This window comes from Kitasatospora sp. NPDC057015, from assembly GCF_042673745.1.
Classification (GTDB): Bacteria; Actinomycetota; Actinomycetes; order Streptomycetales; family Streptomycetaceae; genus Kitasatospora.
In genome coordinates this window covers 157,194-174,694 of sequence record NZ_JBHUSG010000007.1, presented here as the reverse complement: position 1 = coordinate 174,694, position 17,501 = coordinate 157,194, and the positions used below count along the sequence as shown (strand labels likewise).

Annotated in this window: 17 protein-coding genes; 7 read left to right on the top strand and 10 right to left on the bottom strand. The window is 73.4% G+C overall.

Annotated elements, in window-relative coordinates:
• Positions 1-76: 76 nt before the first annotated feature.
• Positions 77-922, bottom strand: a complete 846-nt coding sequence (locus tag ACFTWP_RS09665; protein ID WP_380263890.1) for a diacylglycerol kinase — start codon at positions 920-922, stop codon at positions 77-79.
• Between the two features lie 135 nt (positions 923-1,057).
• Between ACFTWP_RS09665 and ACFTWP_RS09660 the strand changes: the two genes are divergently transcribed.
• Positions 1,058-2,341 (top strand): adenylosuccinate synthase, encoded by a 1,284-nt coding sequence (locus ACFTWP_RS09660; RefSeq protein WP_380263748.1) that lies wholly within the window; start codon positions 1,058-1,060, stop codon positions 2,339-2,341.
• A gap of 207 nt (positions 2,342-2,548) precedes the next feature.
• Positions 2,549-3,151, top strand: a complete 603-nt coding sequence (locus ACFTWP_RS09655) for a GNAT family N-acetyltransferase (protein ID WP_380263746.1) — start codon at positions 2,549-2,551, stop codon at positions 3,149-3,151.
• Positions 3,152-3,223: 72 nt separating this feature from the next.
• Here the strand turns inward: ACFTWP_RS09655 and ACFTWP_RS09650 are convergent, their stop codons facing one another.
• Both ACFTWP_RS09650 and ACFTWP_RS09645 read right to left on the bottom strand, forming a co-directional pair.
• The gene (locus ACFTWP_RS09650) at positions 3,224-3,646 is read right to left on the bottom strand and encodes a DUF350 domain-containing protein (protein WP_380263744.1); all 423 of its coding nucleotides are present in this window, start codon (positions 3,644-3,646) and stop codon (positions 3,224-3,226) included.
• A gap of 210 nt (positions 3,647-3,856) precedes the next feature.
• On the bottom strand, positions 3,857-4,345 hold the full coding sequence (locus tag ACFTWP_RS09645; RefSeq protein WP_380263742.1) for an LURP-one-related/scramblase family protein: 489 nt from the start codon (positions 4,343-4,345) through the stop codon (positions 3,857-3,859).
• 91 nt (positions 4,346-4,436) lie between these two features.
• Here ACFTWP_RS09645 and ACFTWP_RS09640 point away from each other — a divergent pair, with 91 nt between their 5' ends.
• Together ACFTWP_RS09640 and ACFTWP_RS09635 are read left to right on the top strand one after the other, a co-directional pair.
• Positions 4,437-4,958, top strand: a complete 522-nt coding sequence (locus ACFTWP_RS09640; RefSeq protein WP_380263740.1) for a GNAT family N-acetyltransferase — start codon at positions 4,437-4,439, stop codon at positions 4,956-4,958.
• 69 nt (positions 4,959-5,027) lie between these two features.
• Positions 5,028-6,848, top strand: coding sequence for an NHL domain-containing thioredoxin family protein (locus ACFTWP_RS09635; RefSeq protein ID WP_380263738.1), 1,821 nt, complete (start codon positions 5,028-5,030; stop codon positions 6,846-6,848).
• 67 nt (positions 6,849-6,915) lie between these two features.
• Here the strand turns inward: ACFTWP_RS09635 and ACFTWP_RS09630 are convergent, their stop codons facing one another.
• Complete coding sequence (locus tag ACFTWP_RS09630; protein WP_380263736.1) at positions 6,916-8,226, bottom strand: M18 family aminopeptidase; 1,311 nt, start codon at positions 8,224-8,226, stop codon at positions 6,916-6,918.
• Between the two features lie 373 nt (positions 8,227-8,599).
• Positions 8,600-10,429 carry an acyl-CoA dehydrogenase gene (locus tag ACFTWP_RS09625; protein WP_380263735.1) on the bottom strand — a complete coding sequence of 610 codons (1,830 nt, stop codon included), beginning with the start codon at positions 10,427-10,429 and terminating at the stop codon, positions 8,600-8,602.
• Positions 10,430-10,682: 253 nt separating this feature from the next.
• On the opposite strand from ACFTWP_RS09625, the gene ACFTWP_RS09620 reads away from it, so the two are divergent.
• Together ACFTWP_RS09620 and ACFTWP_RS09615 are read left to right on the top strand one after the other, a co-directional pair.
• Complete coding sequence (locus ACFTWP_RS09620; RefSeq protein WP_380263733.1) at positions 10,683-11,186, top strand: SseB family protein; 504 nt, start codon at positions 10,683-10,685, stop codon at positions 11,184-11,186.
• A 120-nt stretch (positions 11,187-11,306) separates the two neighbouring features.
• Positions 11,307-12,257 carry a pirin family protein gene (locus tag ACFTWP_RS09615; protein ID WP_380263731.1) on the top strand — a complete coding sequence of 317 codons (951 nt, stop codon included), beginning with the start codon at positions 11,307-11,309 and terminating at the stop codon, positions 12,255-12,257.
• Between the two features lie 125 nt (positions 12,258-12,382).
• Here ACFTWP_RS09615 and ACFTWP_RS09610 read toward each other — a convergent pair whose 3' ends face one another.
• Positions 12,383-13,204, bottom strand: coding sequence for an integrase (locus ACFTWP_RS09610; RefSeq protein ID WP_380263730.1), 822 nt, complete (start codon positions 13,202-13,204; stop codon positions 12,383-12,385).
• A gap of 410 nt (positions 13,205-13,614) precedes the next feature.
• Here ACFTWP_RS09610 and ACFTWP_RS09605 point away from each other — a divergent pair, with 410 nt between their 5' ends.
• Positions 13,615-13,851, top strand: a complete 237-nt coding sequence (locus ACFTWP_RS09605; protein ID WP_380263728.1) for a DUF5302 domain-containing protein — start codon at positions 13,615-13,617, stop codon at positions 13,849-13,851.
• 88 nt (positions 13,852-13,939) lie between these two features.
• Here the strand turns inward: ACFTWP_RS09605 and ACFTWP_RS09600 are convergent, their stop codons facing one another.
• The 4 genes from ACFTWP_RS09600 to ACFTWP_RS09585 form a co-directional block, all read right to left on the bottom strand.
• Positions 13,940-14,815 (bottom strand): alpha/beta hydrolase, encoded by an 876-nt coding sequence (locus tag ACFTWP_RS09600; protein ID WP_380263727.1) that lies wholly within the window; start codon positions 14,813-14,815, stop codon positions 13,940-13,942.
• A gap of 187 nt (positions 14,816-15,002) precedes the next feature.
• Positions 15,003-15,641 carry a TetR/AcrR family transcriptional regulator gene (locus tag ACFTWP_RS09595; RefSeq protein ID WP_380263725.1) on the bottom strand — a complete coding sequence of 213 codons (639 nt, stop codon included), beginning with the start codon at positions 15,639-15,641 and terminating at the stop codon, positions 15,003-15,005.
• A gap of 220 nt (positions 15,642-15,861) precedes the next feature.
• Positions 15,862-17,175, bottom strand: coding sequence for an amidase (locus tag ACFTWP_RS09590; protein WP_380263723.1), 1,314 nt, complete (start codon positions 17,173-17,175; stop codon positions 15,862-15,864).
• A gap of 30 nt (positions 17,176-17,205) precedes the next feature.
• A complete protein-coding gene (locus tag ACFTWP_RS09585) occupies positions 17,206-17,436 on the bottom strand; it encodes a hypothetical protein (RefSeq protein WP_380263721.1) in 231 nt (76 codons plus the stop codon).
• Between the last annotated feature and the right edge of the window lie 65 nt (positions 17,437-17,501).

Genomic DNA, 17,501 nt, shown 5'->3' with positions numbered 1-17,501 from the left:
CTCCCCGGCCCGTTCCGCCGCCGGCCCGCTGCGCCACGGGCAGCCGGCCCCGGCCACGGCCCGGCCGGCTCAGGGCTCAGGCCGCGGGCAGCAGCAGTCGCCAGGAGGCGGCGTGCACCGTCCAGGTCCGGGAGCGGACCGGGCCCACCGGATGCCCGTCCGCCTCGTAGTCGAAGCCCCGCCCGGCCACCGTGACCGAGCCGGCCCGGGCCCGGACCAGCGCACCCGGCGCGCGCACCACGATCTCCATGGCGCCCTCGCCCAGCGGCAGGCTGACCTGGACCACCCGGACCGGCCGGTGGACGTCGGCGAGCAGCCGCCCGTCCGCCTCCACCCGCAGCCGGGCCTCGGGGTGCTCGCCGCCGCGCTCGGACGCCGTGGCGGTCGCCTGCTCGGCCGCAGCCAGTTTCGCCCATAGCGAACGCCAGCCGCCCGTCCGGCCCAGTCCGCGGCGCACTCCCGCACCGACGATCCGGACCGCTCCGAGCACCACCCCGCCACCGTCGTCCACCAGCAGGTCGAGCTCGCGCGGGGAGCCGGTGAGGACGGCCCGGGCGGCCCGTACGGGCTCGGCGGGCACCCCCAGCGCCCTGGCCGCGTTCAGCTCCGCGGGCCGGCCCACCGGGATCAGCCCGACCGGGTCGCTGCCCAGTTCACGCTGCCGGTACAGGGCCTGCAGCACCCGTTGCAGGGCCAGATCCGATCCGATCACCACCGGTCGCCGACGGCCCCGGTGCGAAAGAACCCGGTCGAGCTCGGAGGGACTCTCCGGGTGCGCCACCTTGACGTCCGCGCCTCCGCAGAGCACATCCTTCGCGATCCGGACCGACTCTCCGTCGGTCTGCTTGGCGGCCGGGTCGAGCAGGACGAGCAGTGGCTCGCCGTTGCCGGGGGTGGCAGCGTGGGATGCGGGCGTGGACAGGGACGACACGACCGGTCCTTCCTCAGGTAATCTCTCGGTGCAAGAGCCCCTTGCGCTATTGCGCCAGGGGCTTCGTCTATCTCGGGGCAGACTGCGGCCTACGCAGGATGCCCCAACCGGAAGGGGTGTACGCCTGTGCCGGCACTCGTGCTCGTTGGCGCTCAGTGGGGGGACGAGGGCAAGGGGAAGGCGACCGACCTCCTCGGTGGCTCCGTCGACTACGTCGTCCGCTACCAGGGCGGCAACAACGCCGGTCACACGGTGGTCATCGGCGACCAGAAGTATGCCCTGCACCTGCTCCCTTCCGGCATCCTCAGCCCGAATGTGACGCCGGTGATCGGCAACGGCGTCGTGATCGACCCGGGTGTCCTGCTCTCCGAGCTGAGCGGCCTGAACGAGCGCGGCATCGACACCTCGAAGCTGCTGATCTCGGGCAACGCCCATCTCATCACCCCGTACCACCGCACCCTGGACAAGGTCACCGAGCGCTTCCTCGGCAAGCGCCGGATCGGCACCACCGGCCGCGGCATCGGCCCGACCTACGCGGACAAGATCAACCGTGTCGGCATCCGGGTGCAGGACCTCTTCGACGAGTCGATCCTGCAGCAGAAGGTCGAAGCGGCCCTGCACGACAAGAACCAGCTGCTGGTCAAGCTCTACAACCGCCGCGCCATCCCGGCCGACCTGGTCGTCCAGGAGTACCTCGGCTACGCCGACAAGCTGCGCCCCTACCTCGCCGACACGACGCTCGTCCTGGACGAGGCGCTCAAGGCGAACAAGGTCGTCCTGCTGGAGGGCGGCCAGGGCACCCTGCTGGACGTCGACCACGGCACGTACCCCTTCGTGACCTCGTCGAACCCGACCGCGGGCGGCGCCTGCACCGGCGCCGGCATCGGCCCCACCAAGATCGACCGGGTCATCGGCATCCTGAAGGCCTACACCACCCGCGTCGGCTCGGGCCCGTTCCCGACCGAGCTGCTGGACGCCGACGGCGACGCGCTGCGCCGGATCGGCGGCGAGCGCGGTGTCACCACCGGCCGTGACCGCCGCTGCGGCTGGTTCGACGCGGTGATCGCCCGCTACGCGACCCGGGTCAACGGCCTGACCGACTTCTTCCTGACCAAGCTGGACGTGCTCACCGGCTGGGAGGAGATCCCGGTCTGCGTCGCCTACGAGATCGACGGCCGGCGCGTCGAGGAGCTCCCGTACAACCAGTCGGACTTCCACCACGCGAAGCCGATCTACGAGAACCTCCCCGGCTGGACCGAGGACATCAGCAAGGCGCAGACCTTCGCCGACCTGCCGAAGAACGCCCAGGCGTACGTGAAGGCGCTGGAGGAGATGTCGGGCGCCCCGATCTCCGCCATCGGCGTCGGCCCGGGCCGGACCGAGACGATCCAGATCAACTCGTTCGTCTAGTCCGCCCCGGCACGTCCGGTCCGCCTCCGCGCGGGACCGGCCCCGCTGCACGAAGGGCCCTGCGGTTCGCCGCAGGGCCCTTCGGCGTTCCCGGCGCCGTCTGCGACCCGGCCGGAAGCCGGGATCCGGGCCGTCACTGCCACCGACTTTATGCACTAGTTCAATAACCAGTTGCATCTAGTGCAATCTCGGGCTAGTTTGCCGACCATGACCGCCAAGCTGCCCGCGCCCGTCACCCTCACCGGCCGCCACATCCGCCTGGAGCCCCTCGGCCGGCACCACCTGTCCGAGCTCTTCGCCGCCGTCGGCGGGGACGAGGAGGTCTGGCGCTGGATCCCCACCGCCACCCCCCGCACCCCGGAAGAGCTCGGCGCCGTGATCGAGAGCCGGCTCGCCGAGATCGACGCCGGCACCGCCGTGGTCTTCGCCGTGATCGACCTGCGGGACGGCCGTGCGATCGGGATGACCGGCTTCCACGCCTTCAGCGCCGAGAACGAGCTCGTCGAGATCGGCGGCACCTGGTACGCCAGGTCGGCCTGGCGCACCGCGGTCAACACCGAGGCCAAGCTGCTGATGCTCACGCACGCCTACGAGGACCTGGGGATGGGGCGGGTGTTCTGGAAGACCGACCACCTGAACGAGCGCTCCCGCAACGCCGTCCTGCGGCTCGGCGCCACCTTCGAGGGCATCCACCGCCGCGAGCGCCGGCGCCCGGACGGCACCTGGCGCGACAGCGTCTACTTCTCGATGCTGGCGGACGAGTGGCCGGCGGCCAGGGCCCGGCTCACGGAGCGGCTGGCCCGCGGCTGAACGCGCGCGGACGGCCCGGCCCGGGGGAGTGAGCACCGGGCGGGTGGCGACGCCGGCCAGGCGCCGGAGACGTCAGGCGATGGCCGCGGCGACGATGGCGGCCACCGCGAGGTTGCAGCTGGCCGTCACCCACACCGCCGGGTGCGGCTCGGGGTCGACCAGGATCGCGCCGAGCCGGCCGGGCGTCAGCAGGTCCACCGCCCAGAAGGCCACCGCCATCAGCACCAGGCCGAGCAGCCCGAACAGGGCGGTGGAGGCGAGCCCCTTGCCGAACTCCTCGTAGGTGTAGAGGATCGCGGTGAAGACGATGCCGCCTATCCCGAGCAGGGCGGAACTGAGCAGCACCGCCGCGTTCCGGTTGCGCTCCACCCAGATCTGCCGCCCGAGCCTGCCCGGGGTCAGCAGGTCGACCAGCCCGACCCCCAGGAGCAGCAGCACCACGCCCACGCCGCCGAACGCCGCCGCCACGCCGAGGCCGTGCAGGATGTCGTTCATGGGCGCTCCCCCGAATCTGGTGCCGCCGCACCGGACCGTCTCCGCGCGGGTCAAGGATCGGCAAAACATATCCCATGGACCCCGGGCCCGCGCGGGTCGGAAGCGGATCAGCACCGCGGGGCCGCATCCCCCCGGGACGCGGCCCCGTCCCGCCGGCGGGCCTGCGCCGGCCGCCGACGCGGGCCCGCCACCCGCCCCGGTCGCCGGGCCTCAGTCCTCCTCGTCCACCAGGTGGTCCACGCAGGCCGCGACGGCGAGCAGCAGCCCGGCGTCGGCGCCCTCGGCGACGTCCACGCCGTAGGTGTCCCGGATCCGGAACCACTTGCGGGAGATCCGGGCGACCTCGTCGCCGTTGTCGTCCTCGATCCGGTAGTCCTTGTCGATCAGGTTCCCGTGCACCGTCAGCTCGCCGCCGGCCGCGAGCTCCACCCGGTACTTGTCGCGGAACGGCGTGAAGAGCTTCTCCCGGACGGTCGCGACCACGTCGCCGTCGGCGTTCTCGATCTTCATCGCGTCGCGGACGGTGAACGCCTTCTCCTTGATCACCGCCACCACCTCGCCGGTCGCGTCCTTCAGCTCGAAGGTGTCGCGCAGCCGCAGGACCTTGCCGTCCACCAGGTAGGCCTTGCGACCGCCCTCGTCCTCGATCCAGTAGTCGTCGCCGATCGCGAACAGCCGCTCCCTGACCAGGTACCTCATGCCGTCTCCCGTTGTCGCCGTGTCGGTCTCCCATTCGACCCGATCCCCGGCCCGCTGCCCAGCACCCGCGCGGAGCGGGTTCAATGCCCGTATGCGAAGCGTCGAAACCAGCGCCGTCCCGACCGACCGACTCGATCTGCTCCCCCTGCGCCCGGAGGACGCCGAGGAGATGGCCGCCGTCCTGTCCGACCCCGCCCTGTACGCCTTCACCGGCGGTGAGCCCGCCACCGCCGAGGCCCTGCGCGCCCGCTACCTGCGCCAGTGCGCCGGCTCCCCGGACCCGGCCGTGACCTGGTGCAACTGGATCCTGCGGCTGCGCGCCGACGGCCGGGCCGCCGGGTACGTCCAGGCCACCGTCACCGCCGGGGCGGCCGAGATCGCCTGGGTCGTGGGCACCCCCTGGCAGGGCCGGGGCCTGGCCGCCGAAGCCGCCCGCGCCCTGGTCGCCCGGCTCCGGGAGCAGGGCGTGCGCACCGTCGTCGCCCACGTCCACCCCGGGCACCACGCCTCGGCCGCCGTCGCCCGCGCCGCCGGCCTCGCGCCGACCGGGGAGCTCCACGACGGTGAGGTCCGCTGGCGGGCGGAGCTGTCCCCGGAGCAGCCGGCCGGCTGAGCGGCCCGGAGGCCACGATCGGGCCGACCGTCCGGAATGCGGAGGTCGGACGTGCGGTTTGATGGGGGTATGGCTTCTCGTGCACGCGTACGCGCCCCTGAACTGGTCGGAGCCGGTGGTTGGCTCAACACCGGCGGCAAGGATCTCGTCCTCGCGGACTTCCGCGGCAAGATCGTGATCGCGGACTTCTGGACCTTCTGCTGTGTGAACTGCCTGCACGTCCTGGACGAGCTGCGCGAACTGGAGGAGAAGCACCGCGACACCGTGGTGATCGTCGGCGTGCACTCCCCCAAGTTCGTGCACGAGGCGGACCACCGGGCGGTGGTCGACGCGGTGGCGCGGTACGAGGTGCACCACCCGGTGCTGGACGATCCCGCGCTGGTCACCTGGAAGCAGTACGCGGTGCGGGCCTGGCCGACGCTGGTGGTGATCGACCCCGAGGGGTACGTGGTCGCGCAGCACGCCGGTGAGGGGCACGCGCACGCGATCGCCCGGCTGGTCGAGGAGCTGGAGGCCGAGCACGAGGCCAAGGGGACGCTGCGGCGGGGCGACAGCCCGTACGTCCCGGCGGAGCCGGTCGCGCGGGAGCTGAAGTTCCCCGGCAAGGCCGTGCGGCTGCCGGGCGGCACCTTCCTGGTCGCGGACACCGGGCACCACTCGCTGGTCGAGCTGGCCGAGGACGGCGAGAGCGTGGTGCGCCGGATCGGGGACGGCGAGCGCGGGCTGGTCGACGGGCTCTCCCCCCGGTTCAGCGAGCCGCAGGGGCTGGCACTGGTACCCGAGGGCCTGGACCTGGGCTACGACGTGGTGGTCGCCGACACGGTGAACCACGTCCTGCGCGGGGTGCGGCTCGCCGACGGCGAGGTGCGGACGCTGGCCGGCACCGGGAAGCAGTGGTGGCAGGGCTCGGCGACCGAGGGCCCGGCCACCGGGGTGGAACTCTCCTCGCCGTGGGACGTCGCCTGGTTCGACGGCCGGGTCTGGATCGCGATGGCCGGCGTGCACCAGCTCTGGGCCTTCGATCCGGCCGCCGGGACGGTCGCGGTGGCCGCCGGCACCACCAACGAGGGCCTGGTGGACGGGCCGGTGGCCGAGGCCTGGTTCGCCCAGCCCTCGGGGCTCGCGGTGTCGGCGGACGGCGACCGGCTCTGGGTCGCGGACTCGGAGACCTCGGCGGTCCGCTGGGTTTCACGTGAAACGATGACCGTCCACACCGCCGTCGGCACCGGCCTGTTCGACTTCGGGCACCGGGACGGCGAGGCCGGACAGGCCCTGCTCCAGCACCCGCTCGGCGTGACGGTGCTGCCCGACGGCTCGGTGGCGATCTCCGACACCTACAACCACGCGCTGCGCCGCTTCGACCCGGCCTCCGGCGAGGTGACCACGCTCGCCACCGACCTGCGCGAGCCCTCCGGCGCCGTGCTGGTGGACGGCGACATCGTGGTGGTGGAGTCCGCCCGGCACCGGCTGACCAGGCTGCGGCTGCCCGAGGAGGCCGTCCGGGTCGAGTCGGTGGCGCACCGCACCCAGCGCGCGGCCACCGAGGTCGCGCCGGGGGTGTTCCAGCTGGACGTGGTGTTCTCCGCGCCGAGCGGGCAGAAGCTGGACGAGCGCTACGGCCCGTCCACCCGGCTGCTGGTCAGCTCCACCCCGCCGGAGCTGCTGCTCTCCGGCGCCGGGGCGGACTCCGCGCTCGACCGGGAGCTGGTGCTGTCCGAGGAGGTCGCCGAGGGCGTGCTGCACGTGTCCGCGATGGCGGCCTCCTGCGACGACGACCCCGAGATCGAGTACCCGGCCTGCCACGTGCACCAGCAGGACTGGGGGGTGCCGGTGAAGCTCACCCCCGGCGGCGTGCGCCGTCTGCCGCTGGTGCTGGCCGGCATGGAGTAGCCGGCCGCGCCACCCGTGCGGGGCCCCGGTCCGTCCTCCCGACGGGCCGGGGCCCCGTTGCGCGCGGTCAGCCCTCCAGGAACGCCTTGATCGCGCTGGCCAGCAGGAACGGGTCGTCCGCACCGCACAGCTCGCGGGCCGAGTGCATGGACAGGGCGGCGATCCCGCAGTCCACCGTGGTGATCCCCAGCCGGGCCGCCGTGATCGGGCCGATGGTGGTGCCGCAGGGCATCGCGTTGTTGGAGACGAAGGTCTGCCACGGCACGCCGGCCCGCTCGCAGGCGGCGGCGAAGACGGCCCGGCCCACGGCGTCGGTGGCGTACCGGTTGTTGACGTTGACCTTCAGGATCGGTCCGCCGTTGGGCAGCGGGTGGTGGCCGGGCTCGTGCCGCTCGCTGTAGTTCGGGTGCACGGCGTGGCCCATGTCGGAGGAGAGGCAGACCGTGCCGGCCAGCGCGCGGGCGCGGTCCTCCGGGGTGCCGCCGCGCGAGTAGACGCTGCGCTCCAGCACGTTGCCGAGCAGCGGTCCCTGCGCGCCGGTGTCGGACTCGCTGCCCGTCTCCTCGTGGTCGAAGGCGGCCAGCACCGGGATGTACGGCAGCTCGGCGCCCTCCGCGGCCGCCGCCGCGGTGGCGGCCAGCGCGGCGGCGGCCGCGTGCACGGAGAGCAGGTTGTCCAGACGGGGGCCGGCCAGCAGCTCGCGGTCCCGGCCCAGGTACGAGGGCGGCTGGACGTCGTGGGTCATCAGGTCCCAGCCGACGATGTCGTCCGCCGGGACGCCGGCGCGCTCGGCGACGTACTCGATCAGCGAGCCCTCGTCGGTGGGGCCGAGGCCCCAGATCGGCGTCAGGTGGCGCTGCTTGTCGAGCTTGAGGCCGTCGTTGACCTGACGGTCGAGGTGGATCGCCAGCTGCGGCACGCGCAGCAGCGGCTCGTCGATCTGGACCAGCCGCGCCGTCCCGTCCCGGAGCGCGAGGCGGCCGGAGAGGCCGAGGTCGCGGTCGAGCCAGGTGTTCAGCGGGACGCCGCCGTAGATCTCCACGGCCACCTGCCGCCACCCCGCCGAGCCGGTGTCCGGCAGCGGCTTCACGCGCAGGTTCGGGGAGTCGGTGTGGGTGCCGACCACCCGGAACGGCGTCTGCGGGCCCGCGCCCTGCGGCACGTACCAGGCGATGAGTGCGCCGCCCCTGATGACGTACCGTCCGCCGGTCGTCCCGTCCCAGGCGTCGGTCTCGGAGACCTGCCGGAAGCCGACCTTCTCCAGCCGCTGCGCGGCGCTCGCGACCGCGTGGTAGGGCGACGGTGAGGAACCGAGGAAGGCGATCAGGTCATCGGTGTGCGTCCGGTCGAAGAAGGCCTGGCGGGCGGCGGTCGACATGCTGCTCCTGGGTCGAGGGAGGGCCGAAAACCGGATGGGGGGTCGGCTTGGCACCATTGAGCATATGCCCGTACACGGACATGACAGCCGGAACCCGGGAACGGGTACAGAACGCGGACGGCCCTGTGAAGTAACGGGGTGAACGCGGTCCGTCAGATCCGCTCGCCGGGGGCGGTAACCGCCCCCCTCGGGAGGCCGGCTGACTGCGCGTCCGCGTGCGGGGCGGGCCGCCGTGCCCCGGGACCGGACAGCACGAAGGGGGCCTGCCGGTTCGGCGGGCCCCCTTCGTGCTGAGGGTGGGTCAGGCGGTCAGACGGGAGGTGTCAGTCCCGGCACGCCCCGGGCGGGGCGGGCGCGGTGACCGGCGGGCGTCCTAGAACGCCTCCTCCGCGAGGTCCATGATCTCATTGTCGATGCCCTCGGCGATGATCCGCTGCGGGGTGACGGTGGGCAGGATGTTGCGGGCGAAGAAGCGGGCCGCGGCGACCTTGCCCTGGTAGAAGGCGACGTCCTTGCCGGTGGCGCCGGCCTCCAGCTTGGCCAGGGCGACGGTGGCCTGGCGCAGCAGCAGCCAGCCGATCACGACGTCGCCGGAGACCATCAGCAGGCGGGTGCTGTTGAGGCCCACCTTGTACATGTTCTTGACGTCCTGCTCGACCGAGGAGAGGTCGGCGAGCATCTTGCCGACGATCGCCTCCAGGTCGCCGGCGGCCTTGGCGAGCAGCTCCCGCTCGGTGGCGAGGGCGTCGCCGGCCTCGGCCGCGCCGAGGAACTTCTGGATCTGCTCGGAGACGGCGGTGAGCGCCTGGCCGCCGTCCTTGACGATCTTGCGGAAGAAGAAGTCCAGGCCCTGGATCGCGGTGGTGCCCTCGTAGAGGGTGTCGATCTTGGCGTCCCGGATGTACTGCTCGATCGGGTACTCCTGCAGGTAGCCGGAGCCGCCGAAGGTCTGCAGGGACTGGGCGAGCTGCTCGTAGGACTTCTCCGAGCCGTAGCCCTTGACGATCGGCAGCAGCAGGTCGTTGAGGCGCTCGGCGGCCTCGTCGTGCTCGCCGCGCAGGCGGGCGGCCAGGACGTCGTCCTGGGTGGACGCGGTGAGCAGCACGAGGGCGCGCATGCCCTCGGCGTACGCCTTCTGGGTCAGCAGCGAGCGCCGGACGTCCGGGTGGTTGGTGATGGTGACCCGGGGGGCGTTCTTGTCCAGGAAGTTGGAGATGTCGGCGCCCTGCACGCGCTCCTTGGCGTACTCCAGCGCGTTCAGGTAGCCGGTGGAGAGGGTGGCGATGGCCTTCGTGCCGACCATCATCCGGGCGAACTCGATGATCTTGAACATCTGGCGGATGCCGTCGACGCTCTCGCCGAGCAGCCAGCCCTTGGCCGGGTGCTTGGCGCCGAAGGTCATCTCGCAGGTGTTGGAGGCCTTCAGGCCCATCTTGTGCTCGACGTTGGTGGCGTAGACGCCGTTGCGCTCGCCGAGCTCGCCGGTCTCCCAGTCGAAGTCGAACTTGGGCACGATGTAGAGGCCGAGGCCCTTGGTGCCCGGCTTGCCGCCCTCGGGGCGGGCCAGCACCAGGTGGATGATGTTCTCGGACATGTCGTGCTCACCCGAGGTGATGAAGCGCTTCACGCCCTCGATGTGCCAGGAGCCGTCCTCCTGCTTGATCGCCTTGGTGCGGCCGGCGCCGACGTCGGAGCCCGCGTCGGGCTCGGTCAGCACCATGGTGGCGCCCCACTGCCGGTCGACCATGAGCTGGGCGACCTTGGACTGCTCCTCGGTGCCCTCCTCGTGGACGACGCCGGCGAACGCCGGGCCGGAGGAGTACATCCAGACGGCCGGGTTCGAGCCGAGGATCTGCTCGGCGAAGGCCCAGATCAGCGAGCTCGGGGTGACCTGGCCGCCGATGGCCTCCGGGATGCCCAGGCGCCACCACTCGGCGTCCATGAAGGTCTGGTAGCTCTTCTTGAACGCGGCCGGGATCGGCGCGGTGTTGGTCTCGGGGTCGAAGACCGGCGGGGTGCGGTCGGTCTCGGTGAACGAGGCGGCGAGGTCGTTCTCGGCGAGCCGGGCGATCTCGCTGAGGATGTTCTTCGCGGTCTCGACGTCCATGTCGGCGAACGGACCGGTGCCGTACACCTGGTCGCGGCCGAACACCTCGAAGAGGTTGAACTCCACATCACGCAGGTTGGACTTGTAGTGACCCATGGCCGTTTTCTCCGGTTCGTCGCTTCCGGGGGTTCGCCGCGCCGGGCACCCCACTTACCCACCAGTAGACCTCATGATGCTACCCGGCGGTAACTTGTTCAAGCCCTTCGCGGCGAATCAGTGGCGAATCGGCTATGAACGTTGTCACGTCGCCGGCCCGCACACCCGTGGCAACCCTCCACAACGCCGGACGGGTAGTCCTTGTCAGGATCGACCGCCGCACAGGGGAGCGCGCTCCCGATAGCCTGTCCGTGTGTACGGCTATGACCAGACCGCATACCCGAGCGACCCCTACCAGCAGGCGGGGCCGCAGCCGGGAATGAACGGCATGCCCGGCCCCGGCCCGTACGGCGAGCAGCCGCAGGCCGCGCCGCAGCAGTCCCTCTACCCGGAGCCCTCGCCGCCCTCGCTGGCGGACGCCGTCCGGGCCTTCACCACGGGCTCGATGGCGGTGGAGGACTTCCAGGCCATCTTCATCACCTCCAAGGTGCACTGCCCGCGCGGCGACCGCCCCGGATTCCTCGCGCTGCACAACACCCCCACGCCGGTGATCCCGATGTTCAGCTCGCTCAAGGAGCTGCGCCGCTACGCCGGCAAGGAGTCCAAGCACTTCAGCGTCACGGGCGCCGAGGTGCTGGACCTGCTGCCGACGGGGTACGGCTTCGCCCTGGACATGGAGGGCGAGCACCGGATGGTGTTCGACGCCAAGGCCGTGGAGCAGATGGTGGACTTCACGATGCGGCGGATGTACGGCTGAACCGGCGGGCGCCACCCGCCGGGCGTCGCCGCACCCACATAGTTCAATCTTCAACTTGCTTGTGGTTGAGGATTGAACTATTCTGTGGGACGTAGGCCACACACCCCGAAGGAGGCCGACATGCCCGCCGTGACCGTCGACAACCCGCTGACCCTCCCGCGCGTCGCCACCCCCGACCCCGCCGCCAACACGCCGCGGCCGGTCCTCACGGTGGTCACCGCTCCCGAGGGCTTCGAGGGCGAGGGCTTCCCGGTCCGCCGCGCCTTCGCGAAGATCAACACCAAGTACCTGGACCCCTTCATCATGATGGACCAGATGGGCGAGGTGGAGTACGGCGTCGGGGAGCCCAAGGGCACCCCCTGGCACCCGCACCGCGGCTTCGAGACCGTCACCTACCTGATCGACGGCGAGTTCATCCACAAGGACTCGCACGGCGGCGGCGGCCACCTCGGCGGCGGCGACACCCAGTGGATGACGGCCGGCTCCGGCATCCTGCACATCGAGACCCCGCCCGAGTCGCTGGTCGCCACCGGCGGCCTCTTCCACGGCATCCAGCTCTGGGTCAACCTGCCGGCCTCCGACAAGATGACCGCCCCGCGCTACCAGGACATCCACGGCGGGCACGTCAAGCTGCTCTCCACGCCGGACGGCGGCGCGATCCTGCGCCTGATCGCCGGCGACCTGGACGGCCACCGCGGCCCGGGCGCCACCCACACCCCGATCACCCTGCTGCACGCCACCGTCACCCCCGGCGCACAGGTCACCATCCCGTGGCGGCGCGACTTCAACGCCCTGGCGTACGTCCTGAACGGCGACGGCAGGGTGGGCGCCGAGGGCCGCCCGGTGCACACCGGGCAGGCGACGGTCTTCGGCGAGGGCGACACCCTCACCATCGCCGCCGACGCCAAGCAGGACTCCCGGCACCCCAACCTGGACGTGATCATCCTGGGCGGGCAGCCGATCCGGGAGCCGGTGGCCTGGTACGGGCCGTTCGTGATGAACAGCCACCGCGAACTGGAGCAGGCCATGAAGGACTTCCAGTCCGGCTCCTTCGGTCACCCGATCGACTGAGACCGGCCCTCCCCGGCCCACCGATGCCCGGCCGCCCCGGCCGGGCATCGCCCGCACCCGGCCGCAGCAGCACCCGGCCCGCAGTACACCCGGCTGACGGCACCGCCCGGAAATCGTGGTGGCGATCAGAACCTGGCGTAGAGGGCCGAGGCGTCGTCGTGGGCCTTGCCGCGCGGCCAGCGCTCGCACCGGGCGTCGGCCCGCTCGACCTCCCTGACCTGCGCGATCAGCTCGGCCGGGCCCGACTCGTCGAGCAGCCGCAGGGCATCCGACCAGCTGCCCAGGCCGAAGCGCTCGGTGAACCGGGACGCGCCGTCCGAGACGGCGGCGAGGGCCCGCAGTTCGGCGAGCGGCACGAAACCCGTCTCGGCGTGGGCGGCCGCCTTCGGCGAGGCGGCCGCGATCCACGGGCCGTTGCCGGTGTTGCGCGCCGCCCGGACGGCCATCGCGTACCGCAGGTGCAGCTCCTCGCGCTCGGCCGAGCCCGGCACCGTCGTCCAGATCTGCCGGCGCAGCTCCTCGCCGCCGGGGAAGCGCTGGTTGTCGCCGATCACCCGGGGCGGCCCGTCCCGGTACTGGAGCACCAGCAGCGAGTCGCCGAGCACCAGGTACTCCAGCGAGCGGCCGTGCCGACGGGCGGCCACCACCATCGCGGCCGGGGTGTTGTGGTGCGCCAGGTCGCAGCGTCCGCCGTGCAGCGCCGCCGTCTCCGCGATGGCGTCGGCCAGGCACTCGGCGATCGAACGGTCCGGGCGGTCGGTCAACCGGGCCAGCAGGTGCACCCCCAGTCTCCGCACGAACCACGGCGTGCCGTGCCGGCACCCGGAGCCCATCGCCTCCGGCGAGCTCGATCCGTCCAGCAGCACCAGCGCCTCCGGCGAGGCCACCGCGAAGTCCTCGCTCTCCCGGCCCGGCTCCTGCGGTTCCCCTGCGAGCTGTACGTGCATCCCGTCAGTGTGGCCGCCGGGTGGGCGCGGTGCACAGACCCGTGCACGCCGTCCCCGGCCGGTGTCCGGTGGCACCCGGACGATTGCCGACATACCGTCGTATATCCCCGTCCCGTCCGGCCCCGCCGAGCGGGACGACCGACCTCGCGCGAGGAGTGCTCCGATGGTCTGGCAATTCATCGTCCTGGTGGCCGCCTCCATCGGCTTCCCCACGGCGGCCCTGCTCTACTTCATCGGCGGGCCGAAGTTCCCCGACGAGGACGCCCGCACGCGCTGACGCCGGGGCCGCACGCGCCGACTCCGGGGGCGGCCGGGCCGGCGGAGCGGAATCGGGCCGCCGCACCCTCCTGGACGTGGCATCGTGTGCATGACGGCATGATCCGGTGCCACCCCCGTCCAGGAGGTCCTGAATGAGCAGCGATACGAGCGGTGTGGCGGAGAGCGAGACGCCCGCGACCCCGCAGACGCCCGAGACCGAGGCGCCCGCCCAGGACGACGTGAAGGCGAAGTTCCTCGCCGCGCTGGAGCGCAAGCAGGGCAGCCGCTCCGACGCCGCCGGCGGCGGCAACGGCGCCGACGGCAAGATCCACGGCACGCACGGCGCGGCCGGCGGCAAGCGCAACTTCCGCCGCAAGAGCGGCGGCTGAGCCTCCGCGGCCGGCAGCGGAGCGGGCGGTCCCCCACCGGGGAGCCGCCCGCTCCGCCGTTGCCGGGCCGCCCCCACCGGGCCCGGACCTACTGGGGCGTGGCCGCGGGCACGGGCGCGGGCTCGGACAGGAAGCCGATCACGTTGTCGATCACGGCGGGGGTGCCGAGGATCCGGCCGTGGCCCAGGCCCCGGGTGACGATCAGCTCCAACCGCTCGCCGTAGACCGCCTTGAACCGGTGCGCCTGGCCGACCGGGACGACGGCGTCCCCCTCGTCGTGCACCACCAGGACCGGCATCGGGACGGCGGCCGGGTCGTGGACGGCGTCGAGGCGCTGCCAGCCGCCCTCGCTCGTGACGGCCAGCTCCCGTCCGATCCGGCTCCGCAGTTCCCGCTCGACCCGCGCGTTCAGGCCGAGGCCGGCGCAGAAGGCCGCCGGCAGGTAGCCGAACTCCGCCACCCCGGCGACCGCGACCAGCCGGCCGGCCCGCACCCCGTCGCGCAGCGCCAGGACGGCGCCGGGCACACCCAGCGAGTGCGCGATGACGGCGTCGAAGGTGCCGTGGCGCTGCTGCAGGGTCCGGATCACCTCGCGGTACTCCAGGATCGTGGTCGTCCGGCCGCCGGAGGCGCCGTGGCCCGGCGCGTCGAACGCGACCACGCTGTGGCCGAGCGCGCGCAGCGGGGGGACGAAGGCCGCCAGGCGGGAGGCCCTGGACTGCCAGCCGTGCACCAGCAGGACGGGACGGCCGCCGTCCCCCCAGCGGTAGACCACCACCCGCCGGCCTCCGACGGTCACCTCCTCGGTGACGGCACGTTCGTGCACCTCGCGCTCCGAGTCGCGCAGCCGGGCCCGCCGCCCGGGCCGCAGGAAGAGTTCGACGGCGCCCCGGCCCGCGAGGCGCGGGGCCACCAGCGACGTGGCGTTCAGGGCGGTGCTGACGAGTGCGACGGCCGGTTTCATCTGTTCTCCCGGTCAGGGTTCCTGGATGGGGATCGAGCGCGGGAAAATATTAGCACGACCGTTCGTGCAGTTTTCAGGTCAGGGAACCGCCGGAGGCGCATGCGCAGAAGCCGTGCCGCGGTCCTGCCCACCGACCGGGCGGGCCCGAACACGGCGGCGCGCAGGCCCGGACGACCCGGGCCGGCCCTCAGCCGGGCAGCAGCGCGGGGTCGGTCGCCTCGGCCGACAGCAGGCTCCGGACCGCCCGGGCCGCCCGCTCGTACGGCTGCGGGTCGTCGTACAGCACCGCGTGCGAGTTCGCCGTCTCCATCACCCCGATCAGCATGAAGGCCAGCTGGCCGAGGTCGGCGTCCGGGCGCAGCTGGCCCACCGCCCGGGCCTCCGCCAGCGCCCCGAGGACGAAGGACTCCCACTCCCTGGACGTCTCGGCGAGCAGGTCGCGGACCGGCCCGGGGCGGGCGTCGAACTCCGCGGTGACCTCGTAGAAGAAGCACCCGCCGGGGAAGACCCGGGCCCGGGAGTACTCCAGCCAGCCGGTGCACAGCGCCCAGACGTGCCCGAGCCCCGGGGCGGCCGGACGCGCCGGCTCGACCACCGCGTCGAAGAAGATCCGCCGACCGGCCCGGACCGTCGCCAGCTGCAGCTCCTCCTTGGAGCCGAAGGTGGCGAACACCCCGCTCTTGCTGAGACCCAGGTCGGTGGCCAGCCGGCCGATCGACAGCGCGTCGAGGCCCTCCACCGAGGCGATCGCGACCGCGCGCCGCAGCACCGCCCGGCGGGTCTCCTCACCGCGCAGGACGCGTCCGTCCGTGGAAGAGCCGGCCACTGCCCACCTCAGCTGTCGCGACGGGAACGGCGGCGCGCCCGTCCGCACCCGCGAACGGCCCGCACACCCTGGTGCCGCCAGGGTATAGCCCGGCGGCGCACCGGCGGCCGGCCCGTTCCGGCCGGGATCGCCCCGTCCGGCCGGGATCGCGAGGGATGCCCGGCCGGGATCGCGAGGGGTGCCCGGCCGGGCAGCCGCCGCCGACGGCGGGCCCGCGGCGCTAGTCGGCCGGCTCCGCCAGCAGCCGCTCAAGCACCGCGGCGTGTTCGAGCAGCCGCTCGTCGCCGCCCGCCGCCCCGACGCACTGCAGCCCGAGCGGCAGCCCGTCCGGCGACCGCCCGGCGGGCAGCGCGACGGCCGGCAGCCCCGCGTAGCTCCAGGGGAGGGACATCACCGCGTCGCCCGTACTGTCCAGGCCCCGCGGCGCGGGCCCGGGCGCGGCCGGGGTCAGCCAGAGGTCCACCCCGGCGACGGCGGCCTCGGCCGCCACCCGCTCGGCGAAGTGCACCCGGGCCCGCAGCGCCGCCGCGTAGTCGTCGCCGTCGACGCCCTGGCCGTGCCGGATCGCGGCGGCGGTCTCGTGCCGGTAGAGGCCGCCGAAGCGGGTGAACCAGTCCGCGTGCGCCCGCGCCGCCTCGTACCCGCTGACGGTCCGCAGGTGGCGGACCACCTCGTCGAAGTCCGGGATCAGGTCGATCCGGCGCAGGGTGAGTCCGGCCGCCTCCAGGCTCGCGAGCCGCGCCGCGAAGGCGGCCGCGGCGACCGGGCCCGCCCGGTCGAGGTAGGGGCCGACCGGAACGCCCAGGACCGGCCCCCGGCCGGATCCGGCCGGGGGCCGCCAGTCGTCGCAGAGGACGGATGCGGCGAGGGCGGCGCCCGCCAGGTCGGCGGTGAAGACCCCGGCGGTGTCGAGGGTCGGCGCGTAGGGCAGCACGCCGTCCAACGGGATCCGCCCGTGGGTGGGGCGGAACCCCACCACCCCGCAGTAGGCCGCCGGGCGGATCACCGAGCCCAGGGTCTGGGTGCCGATCGCGAGCGGAACCAGCCCGGCCGCGACGGCCGCCGCCGAGCCGCTGCTGGAGCCGCCCGGGGTGTGCGCGGGGGCGTGCGGGTTGCGGGTGGGGCCGGGGGCGGTCATCGCGAACTCGGCGGTCACGGTCTTGCCCGCGACCAGGGCGCCCGCCGTCCGCAGCCGTCCGACCAGCCCGGCCTGCGGTCCGGCCAGCACCCCGGGCGGCAGGGCCGAGCCGGCGTGGGTGGCCAGGCCGTCCACCCGGATGACGTCCTTGACGCCGACCGCCACGCCGTAGAGCGCCGGCCGGGCCGACGGCCGGGGGTGCCGGGCGGCCAGGGCGGCGGCCTCCTCGTGCAGCCGGCGGTGGCGCCCCGGCTCGGGGACGAAGGCGTGGAGCAGCGGGTCGAGCCGCTCGACGAGGGCGCAGAGCCGGTCGACGTGGTCGGGGAGCGCGGGCCGGTCGGCCCGCAGGGCGGCGGCCTCGCGGGTCAGCGACCGCGCGGCGGCCAGGGGCTCCACCTCGGCCTCCGTCCCCTCCTCCGGCTCCGGCTACTCGTGCTCGGCGGGCAGGTAGGGCGCCTCGCGCAGGAAGGTCGCCCCGCAGGTGTGACAGCAGAGCTCGGCGGTCCGGCCCCAGGCGGTCGGCTCCTCGGCGGCGGCCGCGGGGTCGATGTCGCGGCCGCACATCGCCACCTGCTCGCCCTCCCGGACCATGTGCCAGGTCTTCACCCCGGCGGAGGGGCCGCCGGACCCGTACTCGGCACGCATCTGATGCAACATGTCCCCATCGTCCGGCGGCCGTTCGGGCCCGGCAACCCGGACCGGGCCCGTCTTCCGCGACCGGC